The following is a 25,338-nucleotide window of genomic DNA, read 5'->3' on the forward strand; positions in this document are numbered from 1 at the left end:
GCTCTTGCAACAGCAGTTCAGTTCCCTGATTCTGTCGCAGGCAGGCGCCGCACCACCACCGTGCGGATACGCTGCGCGTCAACGTCGGTCACCTCGAACTCGCAGCCGTCATGCACCCATTTCCGGCCCGGCGAAGGCAGGCCGCCGAAGCGCGCGAGCAGGAAGCCGGCGACCGAGGTGTAGCTGTCGTCGTCGCTCAGCAGGCCGTGCGTCTGCAGCGCCTGCTCCAGCAGGTGCAGGTCGGCGCTGCCGGACACGGTCCAGGTGTCGGCGGCGGTCTGCTGGATTTCCAGCGTCTCGTCCTCGTCGGGAAACTCGCCCGCGATGGCTTCGAGCACGTCGATGGGTGTGACCACGCCGGTCAGCGTGCCGTGCTCGTCGTTGACCAGCGCAAGCTGCCCGCGCGCGCCGCGCAGCGTGTCGATCAGGCGGATCACCGTGGTCGACTCGGGCACGTAGATCGGCGCGCGCAGGCCGCCGCTCTCGTCGATCTTTCCGTGCCGCAGCAGGTGGCCCAGCAGGTCCTTGGCGCGTGCCACGCCCACCACCTCGTCGAGCGAGCCGCGGCACACCGGGAAGATGCCGTGCGGCGTGTCGAGCAGCTGCTCTCGCACCGCCTCGGGGTCGTCGTTCAGGTCCACCCAGGAGATGTCGGCGCGCGGCGTCATCACCGAGCGCACGTTGCGCTCGGCCAGCGACAGCACGCCGCTGACCATGTTGCGCTCCTCGACCGCGAAAGCCGGCTCCGGCAGCGGCATGGCCCCTTCGGCCGAGGCACCGGCCAGTGCCGGTTCGCCCGGCGCGCGGCCGCCCAGCAGCCGCAGGATGGATTCGGCCGTGCGGTCGCGCAGCGGACGGCGCGCCTCGTGCTTCAGCGCATTGCGCTTGGCCCACTGGTTCAGCGCCTCGATCATCACGGAGAAGCCGATGGCGCCGTACAGGTAGCCCTTCGGAATGTGAAAGCCCAGGCCCTCGGCCACCAGGCTCAGGCCGATCATCAGCAGGAAGCTGAGGCACAGAACCACCACCGTGGGATGCGCGTTGACGAAGCGCGTGAGCGGCTTCGACGCCCACAGCATGATGCCGATCGAGATGACCACCGCCGCCATCATCACCGGCAGGTGGTCGACCATGCCCACGGCGGTGATGACCGCGTCGAGAGAGAACACCGCGTCGAGCACCACGATCTGCGTCACCACCAGGCCGAAGCTCGCATAGGCCGTCGAGCCGCCGGCCATGTGCGTCACGCCCTCGAGCCGCTCGTGCAGCTCCGACGTGGCCTTGAACAGCAGGAACAGGCCGCCCACCAGCAGGATCAGGTCGCGCCCCGAAAAGCCCTGGCCGAACACGGTGAACAACGGCGCGGTCAGCGTGACCAGCCACGAAACCACCGACAGCAGCCCCAGCCGCATGAAGAGCGCCAGGCCCAGGCCCAGCCGCCTGGCGCGGTCGCGCAGGTGAGGCGGCAGCTTCTCCGCGAGGATCGCGATGAAGATCAGGTTGTCGATGCCCAGCACGATCTCCAGGACGACCAGCGTCAGGAGACCGATCCAGGCGGCGGGGTCGGTGAGCAGTTCAACGATCATGGCGGAAGAAGAAGGCGCGGCAACGCGTGCGGCCCGGCATGGCGCGGGCCATGTCGGGCAACGACGGGGAAAAGGCGGGATGGACGGGAGCCGCGAAAAGGTCGGTCGCGGCGCACGGAGACAGGCGGAAGCTGGCGCAGGCCAGCGGCCTACTGGGAGGCTCGGAGGAGGATTTCACCCCTCCAGTCTATCGAACCCGCATCAGCCGGCCGGCAGGCGCTGCATCAGGCAGGCCAGCAGCACCGGTTCGTTCTCGATCTTCGAGCGGTCGATGCGGCGCGTCCGGCCGTTCGCGATGATCACCAGATGCTCGTCCACCAGCACGCCGTCGGTCTCCGATTGCGTGTGCACCGTGTCGATGCTCGACCACGCGATGAGCTGCCCCTTGTGCACCAGCCCTTCCGCATTCATGCCCAGCGCGCCGAAGTCCACCGTGTCGCCGGCATGCATGCGCCGCTCGACCTCGCCGCGCAGCACCCTGCCGATCGCCTCTTCGATCTCGGCCCGCAGCGCGTCCGCGTGATCCCAAAGGCCGAGCCGCAGCCGCGTGGTCTTGCCGCGCCGCGTGGTGATCAGCATGTGGTTGCGGCCGTGGCGATGGCGCAGCCGCGTCACGTCGGCAAAGGCGACGATGCGCCGGCCGAGCTGCAGGCCGTGCGCGCCCAGCGTCAGCACCGGTGGCGTGCGCCACCACGCGAAGAAATCTCCGCCCCGCCAGACGATCAGGTAAAGCCCCACCGGAACCGCCATCGACGCGAGGAAGAGCATGCCTTCGTCGGACACCGGTTCGCCATCGGAAAGAAAAGGCAGGATGAAGATCCGCGCGGGCACCAGCATCACCGCGCACAACGCATAGACCACGGCCAGTCCGCCCAGCACACAGTAGAACGCGTGGCGGGGAAAGATTCTGGCGTGACGGATAGGCATGTGGACTGCCCAATGCGTGGACAGCGGGCGGGGAGCGTGGATCGAAAAAAGCAGGGGCACACCTTAACAGCGCGATGCGGTCCGAACGCGCATGCGCACGGCGTCGCGGGGCTCTTTTTTCCGGTATCGGCGCCGCGTCGACAGGGCCGATAGGTAGGAAGACTTAAGTTCCGCGCGGGCCGTTGCCTGACCTCTGCTTAAGCACTCACTGCGCGCGCTGCTTCGCCACGAACTCCGGCGTCACCGTGCCCTGCTTGTTCCCGAACTGCGCGATGACGTAGTTCGCGAGCGCCGCGACTTCGGTGTCCGTGTATGCCTTGTCGAACGCGGGCATGTAGACCTCGTTGTCATGCAAGCGCATCTTCACGCCCCGCAAGATCATCTGCGTGACGTTCGCGCCGCCGGGGTCGTTCACGCCGCGCGTTCCCAGTAGCGACGCGTAGTTGGTCTGCTGCCCTTGCCCGTTCCACTGGTGGCAACTGGCGCATGCCGCGGCGAAGAGCCTGAGCCCCTGCTCATGCCCTTCGGCCGTGTTGGCCGCCGGCGCGGCCGCGCTCGAGGCCACGGCCCAGGGCGCCTTCGCATCGATCTCGATCGGCTCCTTGCCGGACTTCGCGGGCACCGTGCGCAGGTAGCTCACCAGCGCCGCGGTGTCCTCGGCCTTCAGGTACTGCAGGCTGTGTTCCACCGCCTCGCCCATCGGCCCCGAGGCCGAGCCCCGGCCGTCGGCGTGCCCCGTCGTGAGGTACGCGGCAATCTCCGCGTCGCTCCATCCGCCGATGCCGTTCTTGGCGTCCGACGTGATGTTGTAGGCGCGCCAGCCCTGGACAGTTTCGCCCGCCAGGTTGTTGCTGGTCTCCAGCGCGAAGGCAAAGTTGCGCGGCGTGTGGCATTCCGCGCAATGGCCCAGCGCGGTGGCCAGGTACTTGCCCTGGTTCCATGCGGGCGGCTGCGACGGATCGGCCTCGAAGCGGCGGCTCTTGAAGAAGGCCGCGTTCCAGAAGCCCATGGCCCAGCGCTGGTTGAACGGAAAGCCGAGGTCGGCCTCGCGGTTCGGCTGCTTCACCCGGGGCAGGCTGAAGAGATACGCCTTGATCGCGAGCACGTCCTTGCGGCTGAGCGCTGTGTACGAGGTGTACGGGAACGCCGGGTACAGGCGCTGCCCGTCGGCGCGCACGCCGTCGTGCATGGCGCGTACGAACTGGTCGTCGCTCCAGTTGCCGATGCCGGTGGCCGGGTCGGCCGTGATGTTCGACGAATAGATGGTGCCGAAGGGCAGCACGAAAGGCAGCCCGCCCGCAAAGGGCTCACCCTTGCCGGGCACCGTGTGGCACGCGATGCAGTCGGCGGCCTTGGTGAGGTATTCGCCACGCACCAGCAGCGCCGCATCGGCCGGCGCGCCGGCCAGCACGGGCGCCTCGCCCTCCGACTTGTCGGTGCGGTTGAGAAAGAAGTACAGCGCCGCGCCCACCACCAGCACGGCCACCAGCAGCTTGAAGAGTCGCTTCATGCCGTGCTCCTTTCACCCGGTGCCGTATGCGCGGCATCGGCGATCTTTTTCTTCAGCGCCTCCTTGTCCTGCACCAGCAGCGCGCGGTTCACGGGCAGCGCGCGCAGGCGCACGCCGGTGGCCGCGAAGATCGCGTTGGCCAGCGCCGGCGCGGCGATGGCGGTGCCGACTTCGCCGAGCCCGCCGGGCGCCTCACCGCTCTTGACGGTGTGGACCTCGACCGGTGGCGACTCGTTGATGCGCAGCATCCGGTAGTCGTGGAAGTTGCTCTGCTCGATGGCGCCCTCGCGCAGCGTGATCTCGCTGAACAGCGCGGCGCTGAGACCGAACAGCAGGCCGCCCTGGATCTGCGCCTCGATGGAACCCGCGTTCACCGCAATGCCGCAGTCGAGCGCGACCACCGCGCGCCGCAGCCGCACCTCGCCCTGCGGCGTGACCTCGACCTCGATCATGGCGCACACGCGGCTGCCGAACGGGTCGCCCACGGCCACGCCTCGCCCCACGCGTGCCGGCAGCGCGCCCTTGCCCCAGCCGATCTTGTCGGCGGCCAGGTCGAGCACCGCGAGCGTGCGCGGGTTCTTCTTCAGCAGCGCGCGCCGGTAGGCCACCGGGTCCTTCTTCGCGCGCTGCGCCAGTTCGTCGATGAAGCTCTCCAGCACGAAGAGGTTGTGCGTCGGCCCCACGCCGCGCCACCAGCCGACGTTCAGGCCGCTCGGCATGTCGTGCCGCACCCATTCCACCTTGAGGTTCGGCAGGTCGTAGCAGGGCTCGGCGACGCATTCGATCAGGTCGCCGTCCATGCCGTCCTTGCCCATGAAGGCCGGGGCCCAGCGGCCCAGCACGGTGCCGCCGGAGATGCGGTCGCCGAACCACAGGATCTGCCCGTCGCCGTCGACCACGGCCGAGATGTCGTCGTGGTACATCGGCCGCACGATGTCGTGGCGGATGTCTTCCTCGCGCGTCCACACTACCTTGAGCGGATACGCCACCTGCTTCGCAAAGGCCACGGCCTGCTCGACCGAGTCGGTCTCCAGCCGCCGGCCGAAGCCGCCGCCCAGGTACTGGTTGTGCAGCACGACCTTGTCCTCGGCCAGCCCGGTGATCCTGGCGGCCACGCTCACGCAGCGCGCCGGCACCTGCGTGCCGACCCAGATCTCGCACCCGTCGGGCCGCACATGCACCGTGGTGTTGAGCGGCTCCATGGTCGCGTGCGCCAGCATCGGCAGGTCGTAGGTGGCCTGCACCAGCGTGCCCTCGGGCCGCTTGCCGGTTTCCTTGCCGACGATCGCCTTGTCCTTCGCGAGCGCATCGGCCAGCGCCGAGCGCAGTTGCTGCGTCGTGAGCGTGGCGTTCTGCCCCGGCGTCCACCGTATCTTCAGCGCGTCGAGGCCCCGCTTCGCGGCCCAGAAATGCTCGCCCACCACGGCGACCGCGTCCTTGATGCGCAGCACGTCGATCACGCCGGGAATCGCGCGCGCGGCCTTGTCGTCCACCGAGGCCAGCACGCCGCCGAGCGTGGGGCTGGCCTTGACAGTCGCCACCTTCATGCCCGGCACACGCACGTCGATGCCGAACTGCGTGCTGCCGTTGACCTTGCCGGCCGAGTCGACACGCCGCAGCGGCTGTCCGATGAGCTTGAAGTCCTTTGGCTCCTTCAGCGCCACCTTGGCCGGCATCGGCAGCTTCGCGGCTGCCGCTGCAAGCGCGCCGAAGCCGAGCTGCCGATTCGAAGCCGCGTGGCTCACCACGCCGCGCGCGACCGTGCAGCTCGCGGGGTCGACGCTCCATTGCGCGGCGGCTGCGCCGACCAGCAGCGTGCGCGCGACGGCACCGGCCTCGCGCAGCACGGCGTAGGTGCCGCGCGTGCTGGTCGAGCCGCCGGTGATCTGGCCGCCGAGCAGCGGCATGCCATAGAGCGCTTCATTGGGCGGCGAATGCTCCACGCGCACCTGGTCGAGCTCGACGCCGAGTTCCTCGGCCAGCAGCATCGCCGAGCCGGTGTAGATGGCCTGGCCCATCTCGACCATCGGCATCACGAGGCGCACGCCGCCGTCGGCGTCGATCCGGATGAAGGCGTTCGGCGCGAAAGCCGGGTTGCCGTCCGCGAGCGCGGCGGCCGCGTCCGCGGGCTGCTGGCGCGCACTGATGGCCGCAAAGGCCTTCCCGCCGCCGACCCAGGTGAAGGCCAGCGCCAGGCCGCCGGCCTGCAAGGCGGCGCGCCGGCTGATTCCGGCGGCGGCGCTCACGATGCGCTCCTGGCCGGCATCGTCACCACCGACTGCAGCACCTCGGGCTTGCCCGTCGCGGCCTGCTTGATGGCCGCCCGGATGCGCGAGTAGGTACAGCATCGACAGACGTTGCCCGACATGGCGAGGTCGATGTCGGCGTCGCTCGGGTTGGGCGTGCGCTGTATCAGCGCCGCGGCGGACATGATCTGCCCGGACTGGCAGTAGCCGCACTGCACCACGTCGACGTCGAGCCAGGCCTTCTGGATGCTCTGGCCGGCCGGGGTCTGCGCGATGGCTTCGATGGTGGTGACGGCCTTCTTGCCGATCGCGCCGACCGGCAGCACGCAAGAGCGCACGGGCTGGCCGTCGAGGTGCACGGTGCAGGCGCCGCACTGCGCGATGCCGCAACCGAACTTGGTTCCTGTAAGCCCCACGATGTCGCGCAATGCCCAGAGCAAGGGCATGTCGTCGGGAGCGTTGACAGCAACGGACTGGCCGTTGATGTTGATATCAATCATGGGCCCTGCCTTTTCTGCTTGTTTCATCGGGGGTCGGCACTGCACCATAGCGCCAGTTTGAAAAATGCGCTTGGGCTTTTCCAGACCCGCCAGGAATCGCCAACAAAAGTTTTCATCGTCAGCTTCCGGTCCGCCAGCGGCTGCCAGCATCCCGCGACAACAAAAAAGCAAAAAGGCCATGTCCATGTCCGCAGAAGCCGCATCGCCGCCCGGCGCCACCCGCCGCCCCGGCGTCGCAGACCTCGTGGCCGGCGTCTCCATCGCCGGCCTGCTGCTACCGGAGGCGGTGGCCTATTCGGGCATCGCGGGCCTGCCGCCCCAGGCCGGGGTGATCGCGCTCTTCGCCGGCCTGCTGGTCTACGGCATCTTCGGCAGCAGCCGCTTCGCGATCGTCTCGGCCACCTCGTCTTCGGCCGCGGTGCTGTTCGCGGCCACCACGTCGATGCCGGGCATCGACACGGCCACGCGGCTGGCAATGGGCGCCGCCATCGTCGCCCTGGCCGGGGTGTTCTTCGTGATCGCGGGCATCGCGAAGCTGGGCGCGGTGTCCAGCCTCATCGCCAAGCCGGTGCTGCGCGGCTTTGCGCTGGGCCTGGCGCTGACCATCGTGGTCAAGCAGCTGCCCAAGGTGCTGTCGGTGCAGCCGGCGCACAGCGACTTCTTCCGCCTCTTCGCCGGACTGGCCGGCGAATGGCGGCACTGGAACCTGGCCGGCGCGGCGATGGCCTTGGCCGCGTTGCTGCTGCTGCGCGGGCTCTCGCGCTGGCGCGCGGTGCCGGCGGCGCTGCTGGTGATCGTGGCCGGCATCTTGCTCGACGTGAGCGGACTGTGTCACGCGTGGGGCGTGGCCGCCGTGGGGCCGATCTCGCTCGACTTCTCGCACCCCGGCGTGCCGCAACTCGACCGCGCGCAATGGCAGAACCTGGGCGGGCTCGCGTTCGCGATGGCGCTGATCCTCTATGCGGAGTCATACGGCTCGATCCGTACCTTCGCCATGCGCCACGGCGACAACGTATCGGCCAACCGCGACCTGCTGGCGCTGGGCGGCGCGAACATGCTGTCGGCGCTGTTCCAGGGCATGCCGGTGGGTGCGGGCTATTCGGCCACCTCGGCCAACGAATCGGCGGGCGCGCAGAGCCGCGCGGCGGGCATCGTGGCGGGGCTGGTGGTGGGGGTGGCGGTGTTCACGCTGCTGCCGTGGATCGCGCACACGCCCGAGCCGCTGCTGGCGGCCATCGTGATCAACGCGGTGAGCCATTCGCTCAACCCCTCGGCGCTGCGGCCGTATTTCCATTGGCGACGCGACCGCCTGGTGGCGCTGGTGGCGGTGGCCGCCGTGCTGGTGCTGGGCGTGCTCGACGGGCTGCTGGCGGCCATCGGCGTGAGCCTGTTGCTGCTGCTGCGCGGCTTCTCGCGGACCACGGTGAGCTGGCTCGGCCGGCTGGGGCAGAGCCACGACTATGTCGACACCGCCCGCCACCCCGAGGCGGCGGTGCCGCCGGGCGTGCTGATCGCGCGGCCCGAGGTGCCGCTGTTCTTCGGCAATGCCGATGCGGTGTTCGCGTCGATCCGCGCACGCATCGACGCCACGCCGGGCCTGCGGCGCATGGTGCTGAGCCTGGAGGAGTCGCCCGACCTGGACGCCACCAGCATCGAGGCGCTGTGCGACTTCGCGGCCTACGTGCGCGTGCGCGGCCTGCGCCTGTCGCTGGCGCGGGTGAAGGACGACGTGCGCGACCTGCTGGCCAAGGTGAACTCGCCCGATCTGCACGCTGATGTCTATGCGCCTTGGAGCGTGGACGATGCGGTGCAGCCAGAAAACAGGACACCACGCCCTTCTTGATCACGTGCCGCAGGAGGCCGCGTGTTAGACCGTGTGGATTTCAGTTCTTGGGGTGTGGTTTCGGCTCGCGGCTTTCGCGCAGAGCTTTAAGCCGTGGTTCCGCCTGACCTGGTGGAATCTGACCTTCTGCCTCCAGTCGCTTGAGGCGCCGTTCATCTGCCCGATTCAGAGCATCTTTGAGCATTGCCATCTTGCGATCGTTGCAGGGCTCGCAGTCGTAGTAGCTTCCAGGGTCAGTCGTGGGTCCAAGCGCCTCGTCCAACTCTGCGGTACTGATTCTCCCCGTGGGCTCGATGCCGATAGCGAGGATTTTTCCGTTCTTGAAAGTAACGAGCGCACTGCCCTCACATCCGGTTTCTTGCGCCTGCGGCACGAGATACGACCTCTTTGAGACCCTGCGCATATGACGTAGCGCATAGAGCACATCTTCGACAGTCAAGACAACATCGTGACAATCTAGAAGATCCTTGTTCTCCCACGCTGTTCTCCCCGACGGGTTATCGATCTTGATCGACCTTACGAAGGCTGCCGGATAGCGCTTGTCTGCCGCGTGAACCGACGGGGCCAAAGAGACGGTAGCCAGCGTTACCGCAAGAGCGATGACTTTTCTCATGGCGTCGGGACCACCAAATTCCAATTCGCACCTTGTGCCTCTGTCGTATTTTTTCTGCTGGCTTCAGGATGTCGGAATATCTCGCTCGGTGCGATCTGCATTGAGTCCTCGAGCGCCTTGACATGCCACGAAAGTGCTTGGTTCTGGGCGGTGGTCGCAGGGTAGTCCCGCGGAGAGCACTTTCCGGTGATCAGGCACCTCGCCTTCAGCGGCCCGACATGGTTCGTGCGCTGGTAGATCGCGGCGGTCTGGTAAATAGTGCCATCGGTGTCGACAAGAAAGTGCGCGCCATTGGCCTTTGGGCGTGTGTAGCTGTTCAGCGAGGATGCTGAAGTTTCCGCATCGGTCTGGTGCACGACGATGCCTGTGATCGTGCTTGTACGCCTACCGCGTTCGATCGCAGGGCTACGCGCATTGCGGACTTTCGCGTGAATGATCATTCCATCCGGGTCAATTTGAATTGCCATACGGCCTCCCGGAAATTAATTTCTCGTTGTTGATGTGGGCACTCCGGGACATGCAGGTCATCAACCTGCAGGCTTGCTTCGATGTGCCCGCCCAGGATGATATCGACCCGAACATTTGATTTGTAGCGGCCCGAGTTGCCGCTTTTCTGCGTCACCGCAGACGCAGCATTCGGGTCGGTCAGCGCAATGCGGCCTGCCGCCTGAACTCGCCAGGGCTGCCGCCCGTGTGCTCGCGAAACACGCGGCTGAGTGCGAGAGGTTGCCGAAGCCCGAGGCCGGCGTGGAGGCCTTCACGGAGCTGCGCTGGATCACGGTGCAGACGACGCCGCGCCACTATCCGTTCTGAGCTTCTGCGCGGCTGGTTTCAGCTGGCCAGGAAGTCGGGCTGGCGGAATTTCTTCTCCAGGAACTGCCCGTTGGCCACCAGCGCGGCGGCATCGCTCGACGCCACGTTCGCGACGATCTCGCGCAGCTTGGCATCGAGCAAGCCCAGCTGTTCGCCCAGCAACTGGCGCGCCGTCTTGCCATCCTTCACCGCATGCGTCATGCGGAAGGCCGGCGGCAGCGCGACGTAGTTGGCGAGGGTCTCGGGCAGGTAGCGCAGCACGGTCTCGCGCACGGTGAACAGGTCGTCGCCGTGCGAGCCGGCGCCCACCAGCCGCGGCAGCACCTCGCCCACCGAGCCGCGCACGTTGTCCAGGCTCTTGCGCATGTCCTCGGTCAGGTGCGGCTGCGCCTGCGCGACCACGCGGTCGAGGCGCTCCAGCGTCTGCTCCACGCTGAGGCTGTCTTCTATGCGGCGCTCCAGCTCGGGCGCCTTGCGGCCCATCAGCCAGCCGGCCACGTACAGGCCGGCGGTGATCAGCAGCCAGCCCCGGTCGATCACGCCCGCGAACAGCAGCGCCGGCCCCAGCAGCGCCAGCGCGCAGCCCAGGATGTTGCCGTTGCCGTACAGGAACAGCAGCGCGCGCAGCTTCAGCGAACGCTCCGGCATCACTGGTAGCCCCGGATTTCCTTGAACACCTGCGCCAGCCGCAGCTTGCGGCCGTCGAATTCGCGGCCGCCCGAAAGCTGCGCGATCTGCCGCATCTCGTCCACGTTGCCTTCGCCGAACAGGATCGGGAAGATGCGCGCCGGCAGGCCGCTTGCGGCGTAACGGTCGCGGAACTCGCCGGGCCGCAGGCCGGAGTTGTTCTCGCCGTCGGTCAGCAGCACGATGCTGACGAAGCGCCCGGGGTCGTTCTGCTGCTCCTGCCGCGCGAGGTCTTCGGCGGCGGCCAGCGCCGAGTAGATGGCGGTGCCGCCGTCGGCCTTCATGGCATCTGCGCGCTGGCGCAGCTCGGCGCGGGCGCTGTCGATCTGGTCGGCGTCGAAACGCACCCACACCGGTGCCTGCACCTGCGTGGCGAAGGTGATGAGCACCACGCGCTCGCGGCTCTGGAAGGCGCTGTAGCGCGTGCTGGCGGTGGCCGCGGCGGTGCTGGCTGCATCGGCGCCGGACAGCAGCTTGAGCGCCTCGCGCATCGACTCCAGCCGCGCGCCCTGCATCGAACCGCTGAGGTCGAGCACGAAGATCGAGGTGGCGGGCTTGCGCCACTGCGACTGGTAGGTGCCGAGCACCGCGTCGATCACCTCCAGCCGGTTGGGAAAGCCCAGCTCGGCCACGGCGGCGGTGGGCAGCGCGCTGGCGGCGGGCACCTCGGGGTTGGCGGGTCGCAGGAAGGCGGCCGACAGCGCGTCGCGCTGGAACGGCGCGGCCTTGAGCGCGCCGACCAGCTGGGTATAGGCGTCTCGCTTGCGGTCGTTGAGCAGCATCAGCGGATAGTCGGCCGAGATCATGCCGTCGCGCGGATAGATCAGCGCGAGCTGGTCGGCCTTGGGCAGCTTCTCGTTGGCGCGCAGGATCACAGCCTCGTAGTTGACCATCGCGTCGATGGCGGACGGGTCTTTCACGTAGGCGTCGGCCAGCCAGCCAGAGCTGCCCGCCGTGAGCTTCTGGCCCGAAAGAAAGGCCTTGAGCGTTTTCTCGTCCACGTCCTGCGCCGTCAGGTCTTCCGTCTTGCCGGCCAGCGCGGAGGCCACGGCGAACAGCGCGCTCATGCCGGTGTTGGAGCTGGTGGCGTTGGTCATGCCGTAGCGCAGCTGGCCGGAGCCCGCGGCCTTGGCAATTTCGGCCCAGCCCGGCGGCTTCTTGTTCCAGCCGAGCTGCGCAGCCTTGGCGTTCTTCACGCCGAGCGCAATGCGCGAATAGAAGAGCTTGTCGCGCGCCAGCGGCTTGGTCTGCAGCGCCAGCGCCGGGTACGCGCCGTTGGGCGGCAGGATCGCGTCGAAGCGCTCGCCGGCGTTGATGCGCTCGACGATGTCCAGCGTGCCGGCGTACGAGAACTTCACCTCCACGCCCGCAGCCTTGGCGGCATCGACGATGGGGCCTTCCAGGTCCTTCAGCTCCGAGCCCGCGAGGATGGTGAAGGCGGCTGTATCTGCTACAGCCGCCGCGGTGCCCTGCGGTTCATCCCTGCCGCAAGCCGCAAGGCCCAGCGACAACGCCGCCAGCAGCGTCAGCGCCAGCCGGCGCGGCCACAGGCTCACAGCGCGACCTCGCCGCGCGGCTGCTGCAGCGCCTCGTTCGTTTCCTGGCGGCGCACGCGGTCGAGGTAGGTGCGGCTCTTGGCGACTTCATTCGTCAGCGTGTCCACCGTGGTCTGCATGGAGTCGAGCGCCCGGCTCTTGAAGTCGGCGATCGTGTCCATGGTCTGGTAGATGTTGGCAAAGGCCTGCTGCAGCTTGGCGATCTCGATGGTGCTGGAGGCGGCCTGCTGGTGGATGGCGCTGCTCTGGTCGCGCAGCATCTCGCTGGTGCTGGCGATGAGGTTGCCGGTGGTGGCGTTGAGCGCGCTGATCTGGTCGAGCACCAGCTTCTGGTTCGACAGCGCCTGCGCCACGATCACCGCGGTGCGCAGCGCGGCCACGGTGGTGGTGGTGGCGCGGTCCACGCCCTTCATCAGCTCCAGGTTGTTCTTGCGGATCATGTCCAGTGCCAGGTAGCCCTGGATGTTCACCGCGAGCTGCGTGAGCAGGTCGGTGACCTTCTGGCGAGCGTAGAACAGCATTTCCTCGCGGATCACGCGGGCCTTCTCGGGGTCGGTGGTTTCCAGCGCGCGCGCCTTGGCGTCGAGCTGGCCGTCGAGCGCCTTGCCGATGTGCACGTACTTTTCGAGCCGCTCCATCAGCGTCCAGAGGTTGACCTTTTCCTGCTCGATGGCGGTGTTGTCGCGCAGCAGCTCGTCCTTGCCGCGCTTGAGCGATTCGATGATCGCGTTCAGGTGCGACTGCGACGACTGGTAGCGCTCGAAGTAGGCCAGCAGCTTGTTGCCCAGCGGAATGATGCCCAGCAGCTTGCGCGCCGAGAACAGGTCGCCCTGCTTCGAGGGATCGAGGTCTTCCACCTGGTGGCGCAGGTCGATCAGCGACTGGCCGATCTGCGCGCCCTTGTCGAACAGGCCGTTTCGCAGCGAGCCCACGGGCCGTTCGAGCATGCGGTTCGACACCGACGCCGAGGCCTCGATGTCCTTGCTGCCCATCGAATGGATGCGCTCCACCGCTTCCTTGAACTGCGGATGCTGGCTGTCGTGCTGGGTGATGTCGTCGATGAAGCGCGCCACCTGCGCGTCGAGCTCGGCCAAGTCCTCGGGCTTCAGGCGCACCTTGCCGCTGGCCGATTCGACCGGCACCGGCGCGACGGGCGCGGGCGGCTCCAGCGTGAAAGCCTGGGGCGGCTGCAGGTCGATGGGAGCGGCAGCGGTGGTGGTGGTTGCGGTGGTGACAGGCGCGTTCATGGTCGATCCTCGGTTCGTTCGTTGTGTGTTTGTTCGTTCGCTTGCTGATTCACTTGAAGCGGGCTTCGATGCCCGCGGTCATTCGTTCGAGCCACTCGAAGCTCGGCGGGTCGATCACGTCGACCAGCACCTCGGGCACCTTCACGCCGCGCGCGGCCCAGGTCTCAGGGCCCTTGGTGTCGCCGCCGGTGCGGTAGCCGTATTCGTGGGCCAGCTCGCGCAGGGCCGGGTCGTTCTCCAGCGCCGCACCCAGGCGCGCACCGGCCGGCGTGTAGGGCACCAGCACATGCTTGGAGAAGACGGTGGGCTTGGGGTACATCAGCACCATGTCGCTCTTGAGCCGGTCGGGGTTCTTGAGCCAGAACTCGACCATCTGCGACTCGTAGGCCACCAGCAGCGGCGCCTTGCCCATGCCGAGCGCCAGGTAGTCTTCGAACGGGCCGGCCGACGACTGCTCCTGGAAGCCCTGCCGCAGGAAGAGCGGCGCGACCACCGGCATGACACGGTCCACGTCCTGCTGGCTCTGCACGATCTGCTGGCTGTTGGCGAGGTAGCTCGCCAGCGCAAGGTACATGGCTGCCGAGTTTGAGGTGCGCACGTCGGTCGAGTTGATGAGCAGCGACTTGCTGGTGGAGAACGCGCTGCTCGCCTTGAGCTCCTTCCAGCGCGTGCCCTTCTCGATCATGGCCATCAGGCCCGGCAGGTCGACCACGTAGTAGAAGTCACCCTGCTTCTGCGCAATGCCGTTGGCCACCAGGATCTCGGCTATCGGCCGCCAGCTGGCCAGCACGATGGGCGTGTAGAACGGGTTGAAGACGTTGGGCGCCTTGGCCAGCGTCTTGAGCTGCGCCGCGGCAGGCGCGCCCGAGGGGAATCCGAAGTCGAACTTGCTGGCGTCGTAGCGGCTGGCAATGGCGCGGGAGCCGGCCTTCTCGACCACAACCGTAATGCCCTGCGCGGCAAGGGCCTTCTGCACGCGCGAGTCGGCAAAGAAGGTTTCTTTCTCCGAGCCGATCAGGCCGCGCAGCGTGACCTGTTTCTCTTGCTCGATGCGGGCCGCCGCGGCGGTGGCCGATTCATCGTGCAGGCGGGTGTTCGAGTACCAGACGCCGCCCGCCACCGCGGCCAGCAGGACCGCGGCCAGCACCGGCGCGATCAGCTTGCGAATTTCCAAGTCTCATGCTCCTCGCCCCCTGTGAGCGGGGGTCGAGAAACATTCTGCCGACGCAATATGACGAAATATGACAGTCAGGTGTCAGCGGCGATCCGGGCGGTGATGTGCAGGAATTTCTCTACGTCGGCCACCGAATTGCAGTGCAGCGGCGACACCCGCACCGTGCCCGCTATGCCGAAGGATTCGAGCATGCGCTTCGAATAGATGCTGGTGGCCACGCGCTCGTACACGGTCACGCCGTGCTTCGCATACTCGACCACCGCCTGTGTGCAGTCGATGCGGTCGAAGCCGATGCCCAGGATCAGGTCGCGCTTCGTCAGGTCCTCGTGGTCGAGGAACACCTCCACGCCGCGCATCTCGCGCATGCCGGTGGCGTTCTCGTTGCCGTCCAGCAGCACGGCAAGCAGCGCGCGCTCATGCAGCTCGATGTGGGTGATGCCGGACACGAAGAGGCCGCGGCGGTCGGTGGCGTCGGTGAAATGCCCGCCGAGCCAGCACACGTAGTCGACGATCTCGGTGAGCACCGCGAACTGCCAGGGTGCCGAGCTGCCCAGGTCCCAGTAGCCGGCCTTCTTGCCGGCCAGCTTGTGGTGCGGCAGCACCGCCGCACGCTCGGACAGCCACGACAGCCCCGAGCCCCGGCAGCCGAAGAACTTGTAGGGCGCGAGGTTGATGCCGTCCACCGGCGTCTTCTGCAGGTCGATGAGGCCGTGCGGCGCGTGCTGCACGGCGTCGACCAGGATGTAGAGGTCGGGCTTGATCTCGCGCGCGCGGCGCACGATGGCCTCCATGTCGAGCTTGGCGCCCGAGATGTTCGACGCGTAGATCACATTGAGCAGGCAGGTGTCCTTGTCGACCAGCCGCACGATCTCTTCCACGTCGATGCCGCCGGTAACGGGGTTGCTCGGCGCCACCCGCAGTTCGCGGCCCAGGCGCTCGGCGTAGAGGCTCATCGCGTCGAAGGCCGAAGGGTGTTCGAGCACGGTGGTGACCATGTTCGTGCCCGGCACGTTCTCGGCAATGGCGCGCACCATGTCGAACATGGCGCCCGACGCGGAGAACGAGGCGTACACGCTGCCGCCCTTGGCATTGAGGATGGTGCGCAGGTCTTCGCTGCCCCTGGCCTGGATGTCCTGCAGCTCGACGGCCGTGGCGTGGATGCGCTCGGCGTTGTCGGGTATGGCGTCGACCTGCGCGAAGCGCTCGACCGCCGCCTTCAGCCGGAACGATCCGCCGGCGTTGTCGAAGTACAGGCGCTCGCGCCCGTGGTGGTCATGCTCGACGCCGATGAAGCGCTGCTGCACCTCGCGCATCAGCTCGTCGGAGAAGGCCAGGCCTCGCGGGTATTGCTGTTGGAGTTCGGCTGCCATCGGTCAGACGCCCTTGTTGTTGGGGTTCTTGTAGATCTCGCGCACCGCGTCCGTCATCGGGAAATTCAGATTCGCGTTCTTCGGCGGGATCGGCGACATGAACCACTTGGTGTAGAGCTGTTCGATGGCGCCCGACTTCATCAGGCCAGTGACGGTCTCGTCGACGAGTGCCTTGAACTGAGGGTCGTCCTTGCGCAGCATGATCCCGTAGGGCTCCTGGCGCAGAGATTCCTTGAGGATCTTGTAGTCGCCCGGGTTGGTCGAGCTGGCGATCATGCCGGCCAGTTGCACGTCGTCGAGCACGTAGGCGTCGGCGCGCCCGCTGGACAGCAGCAGGAAGCCGTCCGATGTGTCCTTGCCGGCGATCTCGTGGACTTCGATGGCGCCGTTCTTGCGCACGCCGCGCAGCAACTGGATCGAGGTGCTGCCGGTGACGGTGGCCACGTTCTTGCCGTTCAGGTCTGCGAAGGTGTTGATGCCCGAGTCCTTGCGCACCGCGGCGGTGATGTTGGTCACGAAGTGACTGGGCGCGAAGTCGACCTGCTGCTGGCGCTGGGTGGTGTTGGTGGTGGTCGCGCAGTCGAGGTCGACCGTGCCGTTCTGCAGCAGCGGAATACGGTTGGCCGAGTTGAGCATGGTGTAGCGCACATCGAGCTTGGCCAGGCCCAGCTTGGCCTTCACCGCGTCGACGATCTTCAGGCAGATGTCGTTGGTGAAGCCGATGGACGCGCTGTCGGAGCCGAGCTTGTACGAGAAGGGGATCTGGCTGTCGCGCCCGCCGATCTGGATGATGCCACTGTCCTTGACCTTCTGAAGCGTGCCGCCTTCCTGGGCGCTGGCGGCGCCGCAGGCGAAAGCGAGGGTGAGGCCGAGCGCGAGGGGCAGTTTCCTGAGGTCCATGGTGGTTCCTTGAAGAGTCGATGACGTTGGCTTGGGCGAATCTTCTGCCTCGCATTGAATTTCTAAAAGCGATTTTTTGTGATCGAATTACATGAATTAAAGAGATTCGTTCGCCCAATTTCCGGGAGCCTCGCACCGTGATGACCTTCAAGCAACTCGAAGCCCTCTACTGGATCGCCCGGCTGGGCGGCTTCGCCCAGGCGGCCAACCAGCTGCATGCCTCGCAGTCGGCCATTTCCAAGCGGGTGCACGAACTGGAGCTGTTGTTCGACACCGAGCTGTTCGACCGCAGCCAGCGCACCGCGCGGCTTACCGAGAAGGGCGAGGAGATGTACGTGCTCGCGCAGAAGCTGCTGGCGCAGCGCGACGCGGCCATCGAGCAGTTCGGCAAGCCCGGCGTGGTGGAGCGGCGCATCCGCATCGGCGTGACCGAGCTCACGGCCATGACCTGGCTGCCGCGGCTGGTCGGGCTGATCCGCCAGCACTACCCCAAGGTGATCTTGGAGCCCGACGTGGACGACAGCCTGAAGCTGCGCGACAAGCTGCGGGCCGACGAGCTGGACCTGGTCATCGTGCCCGAGACCTTCGCCGACTCGCGCATGCCGCACAAGGTCATCGGCAAGGTCAGGAGCATGTGGATGTGCAAGCCCGGGGTGGTGCCCGCCACCGGCACCATGCGGCTGCACGAGCTGGCGCGGCACCGCATGCTGGTGCAGGGCAACAGCTCCGGCACCGGCCGCGCCTACGACACCTGGATGAAGGAACAGGGCGTGCAGCCGGCCGACGTGATCGTGGTGAGCAACCTGGTGGCGCTGACCGGGCTCACCGTGTCGGGCCTGGGCGTGAGCTACCTGCCGCGCCAGTGCCTGGAACCGCTGGTGGCGGCCGGCATGCTCGCGGTGATCGAGGTGACGCCCGCGCTGCCGCTGGTGCACTACGTGGCGATGCACAAGGGCGAGCACCGCAGCGCCCTCACCTCGTCGATCGTGATGCTGGCGCAGGAGTGCTGCGACTTCTCGAGGATGTTCCAGGCGCAGCCGGCGGCGGAAGACGAGGCGCGCGGCGGCTGAAGGCTAGGCGGAAGGGGCGGCCGGCGTGGCGCCGTGCGTGTCCTGACGGGCCGCACAAGAAAAAAAGCCGGGACAATGCCCGGCCTTGGGTCTCGCGCAGCGAGTTACTGGAGCCCTATTTCGCCGCGAGCGAAGAGCGGTAGTCCAGGGCGTACGCCAGCTTGCCGGGCTTGGCGGCCGTCATCGGCGTGTTCAGGTCATTGAAGGTCGTGGTGTCGAACGTCGAGAGCTTGCCCATCTGCAGCGCAGTCAGGCCCGACGAACCGATGATGGTGGCGTCCGGGGTCGCGTTCATCAGGCCCGAGGCGGTCTGGATGGCCTGCAGGTAGCTCGTCGCATCGGTCAGCTTGTAGGCCGAGAGCTTGAGGCTCTGCGGCGCGGCCTGCAGCCATTCAGACCAGTAGAACTCCAGGAACTCGGTGCTGTTTGCCGGCTGCTTGTAGCCGAGGTCGCGAGTGAAGTACAGCAACGCGCGGTACGGATCGTCCTTCAGCCCGTTGCTCAGGCCCAGCAGCGGCGGCAGTTCGGCCGGCGTGATGGGGCTGCCGTCGGGCAACTTGAGCCACACGAACTTGTTCTGGCGCATCGTGCGCCAGAAGCTGGCGTTGTTCAGGTCCATGTAGTGGCCCTTCTTCACCACCTTGACCTTGACTTCGGGGCCGCCGCCGTTCGGCGCTTCCCAGAAGCTGGTGAGGGTATGGTGGCCGTCCGTCAGGTACAGCGCGCCGCGCGGGCCGACCACGGCGGACTTCAGCGCGGTGATGTCGAAGGCATTCTTGGTCGAGCAGGTGAAGCTGCCGGGGTCGGTCAGCAAGGAAGTGCCCGCGATGACCGTCGAGCCCTTGGCACCGTCGGTCAGGCCCACGGCTTCGCAGTAGTCGTCGAATTCCTTCTTCCACTGCGTCGAGTCGTTGCCGGCCGAATCCTTGGTTTTGCGGTAGCGCCCCTGCTTGTAGTAGATCTGGTCGTAGCCGATGGCCGGCTGCGTGGGATGCGCGTCGCCGATGCGGATGTCCATGGCGCTGCCGACGGTGGCCGACGCATAGGTATTGCTCACCGCAGGCACCGGCAGCACACGGCACACACCCGAGATATGCGTAGCCGCCACGCCCGTGCTCGCACCCGAGCCGATGTAGTACGCCGTCTGCTTGCCCACGGGCAGCAGCACGCGTCCGATCTTCTGGCTGTCGGCCCACTGGCCGGCGACGAGGCCGTTCATGCCTGTGACGGGGGAGGTCGCCGAGCCGCCGATGCCCGCGTTGGCGCTGAGCTTGACGTCGTTGTCGATGGTGTCGGTCTGTAGCAGGTTGGCGCCGATCGACACGAAGTTGCGCTGCGTGCGGCCAGTGAGCACGCCGGTGGCGGCGTCGAGTTCGGGCTGGCTGCACAGCCATTCGCCGTCCAGCGCGGTGGCGGCCAGCGCGGTGGTCGCGCTCTGCAGCACCCAGGTGCCGGTACGGAAGCTGCCGTCGGCGGCGGTGGTTGCAAATTCGTCGGCGAGCAGCGTGGCCGCGCCAGACTGCGCGTTGACCATGACGCGGCCGATGCGCTGGCCGCCCAGGGTCAGCGCCAATGCGCCGGGGTAGGTCTTCTGGTCGTCTTCGGCGGCGAGCAGGCCAGCCTGGCCCGAACTGCAGCTGTCGGCATAGGCCTGGCCCATGCAGGCACGTACGCTGCCGTCGGCCTTGATGCTCAGTTGGCCGAAGTCGGATGCGGGGGCGCCCTGCACCATGCCCTTGGCGTTGTACGCGCTGGTGAGCTTGATGAAGTTGTACACGCCGGCCAGGCGCGCCATGTCGGCCACGCCCTGGTTCGATGCGGCGATCTCGCCCTGCAGCACCGCGCCGTTGCCCGCCTTGAGGTTGGGCACCTGCGCCAGCGAACCGCTGAGCAGGCTGCCGTCGAGCTGGAAGCGCAGGCTGAGCTTGGGCAGCGCGGCGATCAGTGCGTCGGGCACGCCGGTGCCGGCGATGGCTGCGAAGTTGCTGGCCAGCAGCGAACCGTCGGCCTGGGTGGCGTAGCTTGCGCTCACCGAGCCTGCGAGGCCGAAGCGCGAATCGACGAAGCGCAGCGTGAGCTTGCCGGCGGCAGGCTGGTCGAGCGTGATGGACACGGTGTCGCCGAAGCTGGCAGTGCCCGTGTATTGCGAGCCACCCGCGAGCGGCTGCAGCGCCGAGGGCTGCGAGCCCTGGTTGCCGTTGCCCGAAGCACCGGCAACAGGAAAGAAATTACCTCCTCCACCACCACCGCCGCCGCAGGCAGCGAGCGAAATGGCCGCGATGCCGGCCAGGCCCGCGACGCGAGCACAAGTCCATTTAATTTTTGTCATGAGAGTCCACAGAAAGGGGCTGAACACGCCGGGACAAGCCTTGACCCGGAGCTGCTGAAAGCGGCCCGATTTTGTGAACTTAAGGTGACAACTTTGTGAATAACCGTAAGCAAAGGGCTCCAGCCGACGAGCGGCCTAGGCCCCGCGCGTCAGCATCCGCCCCGCGCGCGCCAGCACGCGCGCCTCGGCCTCGCCGCCGCGATAGGCCAGCACGCCGTTCACGAACACGCGCTCCACGCCCAGGCTCACGCCGTGCGGCTTGTCGTAGGTGGCGGTGTCGGCGATGGTCTCGGGGTCGAACACCACCACGTCGGCCATTGCACCAGCGCGCAGCAAGCCGCGGTCGGCGATGCGCATGTTGCGCGCGGTCATGCCGGTCATCTTGTGCACCGCCTGTTCCAGCGTGAACAGCCGGCGCTGGCGCCAGTAGCGCGCGAACACGCGCGGGAACGCGCCCCACAGGCGCGGATGCGGATGGCGGTCGTGCGGCAGGCCGTCGCTGCCGATCATGGTGAGTGGATGCGCAATGACGCGCTCCACGTCTTCCTCCTGCATCTGGAAGTAGCAGGCGCCGCCGGGCTTCAACCGCAGGCAGGCCTCCTGCTCGGTGGTGCCCCACTCGCGCGCGATGTCGGAAATGAGCCGGCCGGTCATCTCCGGATGCGGGTCGGACCAGGTGAGCAGCACGTCGATCACGCCGTCGACCAGGTCCTCGCGCAGCACCGTGGAGCCGGCCACGTAGGGATACACGTCCATCGCGATCTTCTGGCGCTGCGCGAGCGACTCGATCAGCGGCAGCGTTTCCTTGGTGCGGCCCCAGTTGGCGGGGCCGGCGCACTTGTGGTGCGAGATGACCAGCGGCACGCCGGCAGCGAAGGCCGAGTCGCCGGCCTCGTGCAACGCCTCGATGATCTGCTGCATCTCGCTGCGCAGGTGCGTGGCGTACACACCGCCGTGGCGTGCCACCACGCGCGCCAGCGCCGTGACCTCTTCGGCGGGCGCGGCAAAGGCTTCCTCGTAGAACAGGCCCGAGGACATGCCGTGCGCGCCGTCGGCCATGCAACTGTCGAGCAGCGCTTCCATGCGCGCCAGTTCGTCGCCGCTTGCCGGCCGGTCGAGCGCTTCCATGGTCGCAAAGCGCAGGGTGGTGTGGCCCACCAGCGCGGCCACGTTGAGCGCGGGTTGTATCGCATCGACCGCGGCGCGGTACTCGGTCATGGTCGCGTGTTTGAACGAATCGGCACCCAGCAGCGTAAGTGGCGGCAGCGATTGCGGCGTGCGGTACGGCGCGAGCGAAATGCCGCAGTTGCCCGTCACCACGGTGGTGATGCCCTGCGACACCTTGGGCAGGCACAGAGGGTCGCGCAGCACGATGGCGTCGTCGTGCGTGTGCGCGTCGATGAAGCCGGGTGCGATGACCTTGGCACGACAGTCGACGATGTCGATGTTGGCCAGCGCCAGGCCTTGCGGCAGCCGCTCGCGCAGGCCCTCGCCGAGCGCGACGATGCGGTCGCCCTGCAGCAGCACGTCGCCGGGCCACGAAGGGCCGCCCGAGCCGTCGACCACCAGGCCGCCTTCGAGCAGCACAGCCTTCGATGATGTGTTGTTGTCAGCCATGCTTGACTCCTCCGCCGTCCCAGCTCTGCAGCGGATGCGTGGTCGCATCGATGCCGTGCCGCTGGAATGCGTCGCGCGCGCGTTGCAGGCGCTGCACCGCGGGTTCGCCGCGCCGCTGCGCCACGAGCACCGTCAATATCTCGATGGCCGTGAGGTGCGTCAGGTAGGCGTCGATGCCCACGTGCATCACCGCGTCGTCGGGCACCGACAGGCCCAGAAGAAAGTCCGCCTTGGCCGCGAGCGCCGTGCCGGGCCGCGTGAGCGCGACCACCTTGGCACCCTGCCCACGCGCGATGTCCACCGCATCGAGCAGCGACGGCATGCCGCCCACGTGCGAGATGGCGATGACCACGCCGCCCGGCCGCTGTGCAGCACCGGCCACCTGCTGCAGGTGGTAGTCGGCCCAGGCATTGGCCGACAGGCCCAGGCGGAAGAGCCGCGCCTGCAGGTCGTTGGCCATGAACCAGGAGGTAGCGCCCGCGCCGTACAGGTCCACGTGCGGCGCCGCCGCGATGGCCGCCACCGCGCCGTCGAGCACCTGCATGTCGAGCTGGCCGCGCACGCCCGACACCGACGCCGCCGCGCTGCGCGCGATCTTGCCGACCACTTCGTCCGCCGCGTCCTCGATGTTCACGCGGCGGTGCAGCGGCGAGCCGCCCAATGCCAGTTCCTGCGCGAGCGCCAGCTTGAATTCGCGCAGGCCGGCAAAGCCGAGGTCGCGGCAGGTGCGCATGATGGTCGGCACCGAACTGCGCGAGCGCTCGGCCAACTGCTCGAAGCTTTCTTCGAGCACGCGGTCGGGGTCTTCGAGGATCAGGTCGAGAATCGCGCGCCGCGTCGCCGGGGCGTCGCTGCGTATCTGCGCGATTTTCTGGAGCAGGGAGGGTGTCATCGGTGCGCGCTCAGAAGTGCATGGCGACGGCGTCGCTCACGCGGTAGTCGTTCTCGACCACCGGCATCCAGTGCCATTTGTCGAAGGTGGTGCAGGGGTGCGAAATGCCCAAGCCGACACGGTCACCCACCTTGGGCGCCTCGGCTTCCTCGCTCGCATCCCAGCGCAGGTAGGCGTGCTGGTCGTTCAGCGCGGTGATCTTCCAGCCGGCAGGCACTGCAGCCGGTTGCAAGGCGCCGCGCGCCGCACGCGCGATGGGCACGGGCAGCGAGAGGTCGAAGGAGATGTCGCGCTTGCCCACGGCCAGGATCGCCAGGCCGGGCTCGGGGCGCGACTGCACCGTGGCCCAGACTTCCATCGCGGGCACCAGGCTCTCGCCGCAACCGCAGCCCAAGCGCTCGTCCACCGCGCTCACCATGCGCTTGTAGAAGCCGTGGTCATGCGTGACGTAGCAGCCCGAGCGCAGCAGTCCGCGCACCGGCGCGCCGAGCGCCGGCTTCAGCCGGCCGGCCACGAGGTCGAAGATGGCCGAGCCGCCGGCCGAGACCAGCACTTCGTCGGTCTCGAAAAGCTTCTGGGTGTCGCAATGGCGCGCCACGGCTTCCACGCGGTCCATCAGCACCTTGGCATAGGCTGTGTCGGGCTCGCTCTGGCCGGTGGCGCCCTGCCCTTCGTAGCATTCGATGCCCACGAGCCTGACAGCCTCGCTCGCACGCAGCCCCGTGGCCAGCGCGATGGCTTCCTCATGCGTGCGGCAGCCGGTGCGGGCGCCGTCCACGCCGATCTCGATCATCACCTCGAAGGGCACGCTGGCGGGATGGCGGTTCGACCAGTCCTCGATCAGCGCGAGCTGCGCAAGCGAATCGACGAGGAACACGATGCGCAGGTCGGCATGCTGGCTCAGCAGCATCTGGATGCCCGCAAGGTCTTCGTCGCTCACCACCTGGTTGGCAATGACCGTGCGGCGCGCGCCGGCCGCCACGCCAACAGCCAGTTGCGTGACGGTGGCGAAGGTCAGGCCCCAGGCGCCCGCGTCGAGCTGGCGCTGAAAGAGCTGCGGCGACATGGTGGTCTTGCCGTGCGGCGCGAGGTCGATGCCCCACTCGCGCACGCGCGCCTGCATCCAGGCCAGGTTGTGTTCCAGCGCCTCGCGCTTGAGCACGGCCAGCGGCAGCGGCAGGTCGCCGGCGAGCACGTTCCATCCGGCGGCGCCGACTTCGCTGCGGCGGCGCGGCGACTGCGTGCGCGGGTAGCCCTTGAAGTTGCTGCCCAGCAGCGGGTCGTTGAAATCGTTGGAGACGGTCACGTTCGTGTCGGTCATGGTCATGCGGCGATGTTGGAGAGCAGTTCTTTGCGGATGCAGGCGCTGTAGTGTCCTGCTGAAATTTCTTCGAGCGGCGGCACAGTCTGGGCGCAGGCTTCGATGGCATGCGGGCAGCGCGTGCGGAACACGCAGCCCGAGGGCGGCGAGATGGGGCTGGGAATATCGCCCTTCAGCGCGATGCGCTCGGTCGCCACCTCCGGGTCGGGCTTCGGGCTCGCGGCCAGCAGCGCCTGCGTGTAGGGATGCGAAGGCCGCGCGAACAGCTCGTCGGTGGTGGCGACTTCCATCACCTTGCCCAGGTAGAGCACCACCACGCGGTCGCACAGGTACTCGACCACGTCGAGGTCGTGCGAGATGAAGAGCATCGTGAGGCCCAGGCGCTCGCGCAGGTCGGCCAGCAGGTTGATGACCTGCGATTGAATAGACACGTCGAGCGCAGACAGCGGCTCGTCGGCCACGATGAACTCCGGCTCCACCGCCAGCGCACGCGCCACGCCGATGCGCTGGCGCTGCCCGCCGGAGAACTCGTGCGGAAAGCGGCTCGCATGCTCGGCGCGCAGGCCCACGGTTTCCAGCAGCTCGGCGATGCGTTTGTCACGCGCGGCCGCGCCCTTGTGCAGGCCGTGCGTGGACAACGCCTCGCCGAGGATGGCGCTGATGCGCATCTTGGGGTTCAGGCTGGCGTACGGGTCCTGGAAAATGATCTGCAGCTTGCTGCGCAGCTTGCGCATGCGTTCGCCCGACAGCGCGCCGATGTCGTCGCCGCGGTACAGCACCTGGCCGCTGGTGCGTTCGAGCAGGCGCAGCACGGTGCGGCCGATGGTGCTCTTGCCAGAACCCGATTCGCCGACGAGGCCCAGCGTTTCGCCGGGCTGGATGGCGAAGGACACGTCGTCGACCGCACGCACCGGGCGGTCGCTGCTGCCGAAGTATTTCTTGAGTCCGCGGACTTCGATGAGGGGAGCTGCGGTGGTCATCGTGAGGTCTTGGTTTTGGCTCCCTCCCCCGCTGGGGGAGAGTTGGGGTAGGGGCACGACGGCTCTGGATGAAGCACTGCGCCGAACGAACGCCGCTTGCCCCCATCCCAGCCTTCCCCCGGAAGGGGAAGGAGCAACACACCAGACAGCGTGCGGG

General features: G+C 67.6%; 20 protein-coding genes. 2 read left to right on the plus strand and 18 right to left on the minus strand.

Features of this window, described 5'->3' with window-relative positions:
• Positions 1 to 17: 17 nt before the first annotated feature.
• From ACQY8B_RS18255 to ACQY8B_RS18275, 5 genes are all read right to left on the minus strand, one after another.
• Positions 18 to 1,586, minus strand: coding sequence for a TerC family protein (locus ACQY8B_RS18255; RefSeq protein WP_422087999.1), 1,569 nt, complete (start codon positions 1,584 to 1,586; stop codon positions 18 to 20).
• Positions 1,587 to 1,787: 201 nt separating this feature from the next.
• Positions 1,788 to 2,513: a hypothetical protein gene (locus ACQY8B_RS18260; protein WP_422088000.1), complete on the minus strand. Its 726-nt coding sequence runs from the start codon at positions 2,511 to 2,513 to the stop codon at positions 1,788 to 1,790.
• Between the two features lie 205 nt (positions 2,514 to 2,718).
• On the minus strand, positions 2,719 to 4,023 hold the full coding sequence (locus ACQY8B_RS18265) for a c-type cytochrome (RefSeq protein WP_422088001.1): 1,305 nt from the start codon (positions 4,021 to 4,023) through the stop codon (positions 2,719 to 2,721).
• A complete protein-coding gene (locus tag ACQY8B_RS18270; protein WP_422088002.1) occupies positions 4,020 to 6,269 on the minus strand; it encodes a molybdopterin cofactor-binding domain-containing protein in 2,250 nt (749 codons plus the stop codon). Before ACQY8B_RS18270 ends, ACQY8B_RS18265 begins: the two co-directional genes overlap by 4 nt.
• On the minus strand, positions 6,266 to 6,769 hold the full coding sequence (locus ACQY8B_RS18275; protein WP_081266484.1) for a (2Fe-2S)-binding protein: 504 nt from the start codon (positions 6,767 to 6,769) through the stop codon (positions 6,266 to 6,268). Before ACQY8B_RS18275 ends, ACQY8B_RS18270 begins: the two co-directional genes overlap by 4 nt.
• 184 nt (positions 6,770 to 6,953) lie before the next feature.
• Here ACQY8B_RS18275 and ACQY8B_RS18280 point away from each other — a divergent pair, with 184 nt between their 5' ends.
• Positions 6,954 to 8,612: a SulP family inorganic anion transporter gene (locus ACQY8B_RS18280; RefSeq protein WP_428745031.1), complete on the plus strand. Its 1,659-nt coding sequence runs from the start codon at positions 6,954 to 6,956 to the stop codon at positions 8,610 to 8,612.
• A 40-nt stretch (positions 8,613 to 8,652) separates the two neighbouring features.
• Here ACQY8B_RS18280 and ACQY8B_RS18285 read toward each other — a convergent pair whose 3' ends face one another.
• The 8 genes from ACQY8B_RS18285 to ACQY8B_RS18320 form a co-directional block, all read right to left on the minus strand.
• Positions 8,653 to 9,225, minus strand: a complete 573-nt coding sequence (locus tag ACQY8B_RS18285; RefSeq protein WP_422088004.1) for a hypothetical protein — start codon at positions 9,223 to 9,225, stop codon at positions 8,653 to 8,655.
• A complete protein-coding gene (locus tag ACQY8B_RS18290; RefSeq protein WP_422088005.1) occupies positions 9,222 to 9,692 on the minus strand; it encodes an N-acetylmuramoyl-L-alanine amidase in 471 nt (156 codons plus the stop codon). Before ACQY8B_RS18290 ends, ACQY8B_RS18285 begins: the two co-directional genes overlap by 4 nt.
• A 364-nt stretch (positions 9,693 to 10,056) precedes the next feature.
• Positions 10,057 to 10,686 carry a hypothetical protein gene (locus tag ACQY8B_RS18295; RefSeq protein ID WP_422088006.1) on the minus strand — a complete coding sequence of 210 codons (630 nt, stop codon included), beginning with the start codon at positions 10,684 to 10,686 and terminating at the stop codon, positions 10,057 to 10,059.
• Entirely contained in the window at positions 10,686 to 12,281 is a 1,596-nt protein-coding gene (locus ACQY8B_RS18300; RefSeq protein WP_422088007.1) for a substrate-binding domain-containing protein, read from the minus strand. The genes ACQY8B_RS18295 and ACQY8B_RS18300 overlap by 1 nt, the downstream gene beginning before the upstream one ends.
• Positions 12,278 to 13,528 carry a toxic anion resistance protein gene (locus tag ACQY8B_RS18305; protein ID WP_422088008.1) on the minus strand — a complete coding sequence of 417 codons (1,251 nt, stop codon included), beginning with the start codon at positions 13,526 to 13,528 and terminating at the stop codon, positions 12,278 to 12,280. Before ACQY8B_RS18305 ends, ACQY8B_RS18300 begins: the two co-directional genes overlap by 4 nt.
• A 49-nt stretch (positions 13,529 to 13,577) precedes the next feature.
• On the minus strand, positions 13,578 to 14,702 hold the full coding sequence (locus tag ACQY8B_RS18310) for a hypothetical protein (protein WP_422088009.1): 1,125 nt from the start codon (positions 14,700 to 14,702) through the stop codon (positions 13,578 to 13,580).
• Between the two features lie 74 nt (positions 14,703 to 14,776).
• Entirely contained in the window at positions 14,777 to 16,072 is a 1,296-nt protein-coding gene (locus ACQY8B_RS18315; protein WP_422088010.1) for an aminotransferase class V-fold PLP-dependent enzyme, read from the minus strand.
• Between the two features lie 3 nt (positions 16,073 to 16,075).
• A complete protein-coding gene (locus tag ACQY8B_RS18320; RefSeq protein ID WP_422088011.1) occupies positions 16,076 to 16,972 on the minus strand; it encodes a transporter substrate-binding domain-containing protein in 897 nt (298 codons plus the stop codon).
• Positions 16,973 to 17,112: 140 nt separating this feature from the next.
• On the opposite strand from ACQY8B_RS18320, the gene ACQY8B_RS18325 reads away from it, so the two are divergent.
• Positions 17,113 to 18,042, plus strand: coding sequence for a LysR family transcriptional regulator (locus ACQY8B_RS18325; protein WP_422089069.1), 930 nt, complete (start codon positions 17,113 to 17,115; stop codon positions 18,040 to 18,042).
• Between the two features lie 115 nt (positions 18,043 to 18,157).
• Here ACQY8B_RS18325 and ACQY8B_RS18330 read toward each other — a convergent pair whose 3' ends face one another.
• The 5 genes from ACQY8B_RS18330 to ACQY8B_RS18350 all read right to left on the minus strand — a co-directional run bounded on the left by ACQY8B_RS18330 (position 18,158) and on the right by ACQY8B_RS18350 (position 25,181).
• Positions 18,158 to 20,371, minus strand: coding sequence for a ParB/Srx family N-terminal domain-containing protein (locus tag ACQY8B_RS18330; RefSeq protein WP_422088012.1), 2,214 nt, complete (start codon positions 20,369 to 20,371; stop codon positions 18,158 to 18,160).
• Between the two features lie 135 nt (positions 20,372 to 20,506).
• The gene (locus ACQY8B_RS18335) at positions 20,507 to 21,988 is read right to left on the minus strand and encodes an N-acyl-D-amino-acid deacylase family protein (protein ID WP_422088013.1); all 1,482 of its coding nucleotides are present in this window, start codon (positions 21,986 to 21,988) and stop codon (positions 20,507 to 20,509) included.
• A complete protein-coding gene (locus ACQY8B_RS18340; RefSeq protein WP_081266407.1) occupies positions 21,981 to 22,880 on the minus strand; it encodes a MurR/RpiR family transcriptional regulator in 900 nt (299 codons plus the stop codon). Before ACQY8B_RS18340 ends, ACQY8B_RS18335 begins: the two co-directional genes overlap by 8 nt.
• Before the next feature lie 10 nt (positions 22,881 to 22,890).
• Complete coding sequence (locus tag ACQY8B_RS18345) at positions 22,891 to 24,201, minus strand: amino acid deaminase (protein WP_422089070.1); 1,311 nt, start codon at positions 24,199 to 24,201, stop codon at positions 22,891 to 22,893.
• 2 nt (positions 24,202 to 24,203) lie between these two features.
• The gene (locus tag ACQY8B_RS18350; protein WP_422088014.1) at positions 24,204 to 25,181 is read right to left on the minus strand and encodes an ABC transporter ATP-binding protein; all 978 of its coding nucleotides are present in this window, start codon (positions 25,179 to 25,181) and stop codon (positions 24,204 to 24,206) included.
• Positions 25,182 to 25,338: the final 157 nt, after the last annotated feature.

The organism is Variovorax sp. (assembly GCF_965279555.1).
In the GTDB taxonomy this organism is placed as follows: domain Bacteria; phylum Pseudomonadota; class Gammaproteobacteria; order Burkholderiales; family Burkholderiaceae_C; genus Variovorax.

Coding starts and splice junctions, on each gene's coding strand:
- ACQY8B_RS18255 (WP_422087999.1), bottom strand. CDS start 1,586: ATGATCGTTGAACTGCTCACCGACCCCGCCGCCTGGATCGGTCTCCTG.
- ACQY8B_RS18260 (WP_422088000.1), bottom strand. CDS start 2,513: ATGCCTATCCGTCACGCCAGAATCTTTCCCCGCCACGCGTTCTACTGT.
- ACQY8B_RS18265 (WP_422088001.1), bottom strand. CDS start 4,023: ATGAAGCGACTCTTCAAGCTGCTGGTGGCCGTGCTGGTGGTGGGCGCG.
- ACQY8B_RS18275 (WP_081266484.1), bottom strand. CDS start 6,769: ATGATTGATATCAACATCAACGGCCAGTCCGTTGCTGTCAACGCTCCC.
- ACQY8B_RS18280 (WP_428745031.1), top strand. CDS start 6,954: ATGTCCGCAGAAGCCGCATCGCCGCCCGGCGCCACCCGCCGCCCCGGC.
- ACQY8B_RS18285 (WP_422088004.1), bottom strand. CDS start 9,225: ATGAGAAAAGTCATCGCTCTTGCGGTAACGCTGGCTACCGTCTCTTTG.
- ACQY8B_RS18290 (WP_422088005.1), bottom strand. CDS start 9,692: ATGGCAATTCAAATTGACCCGGATGGAATGATCATTCACGCGAAAGTC.
- ACQY8B_RS18295 (WP_422088006.1), bottom strand. CDS start 10,686: ATGCCGGAGCGTTCGCTGAAGCTGCGCGCGCTGCTGTTCCTGTACGGC.
- ACQY8B_RS18305 (WP_422088008.1), bottom strand. CDS start 13,528: ATGAACGCGCCTGTCACCACCGCAACCACCACCACCGCTGCCGCTCCC.
- ACQY8B_RS18315 (WP_422088010.1), bottom strand. CDS start 16,072: ATGGCAGCCGAACTCCAACAGCAATACCCGCGAGGCCTGGCCTTCTCC.
- ACQY8B_RS18320 (WP_422088011.1), bottom strand. CDS start 16,972: ATGGACCTCAGGAAACTGCCCCTCGCGCTCGGCCTCACCCTCGCTTTC.
- ACQY8B_RS18325 (WP_422089069.1), top strand. CDS start 17,113: ATGACCTTCAAGCAACTCGAAGCCCTCTACTGGATCGCCCGGCTGGGC.
- ACQY8B_RS18330 (WP_422088012.1), bottom strand. CDS start 20,371: ATGACAAAAATTAAATGGACTTGTGCTCGCGTCGCGGGCCTGGCCGGC.
- ACQY8B_RS18335 (WP_422088013.1), bottom strand. CDS start 21,988: ATGGCTGACAACAACACATCATCGAAGGCTGTGCTGCTCGAAGGCGGC.
- ACQY8B_RS18340 (WP_081266407.1), bottom strand. CDS start 22,880: ATGACACCCTCCCTGCTCCAGAAAATCGCGCAGATACGCAGCGACGCC.
- ACQY8B_RS18345 (WP_422089070.1), bottom strand. CDS start 24,201: ATGACCGACACGAACGTGACCGTCTCCAACGATTTCAACGACCCGCTG.
- ACQY8B_RS18350 (WP_422088014.1), bottom strand. CDS start 25,181: ATGACCACCGCAGCTCCCCTCATCGAAGTCCGCGGACTCAAGAAATAC.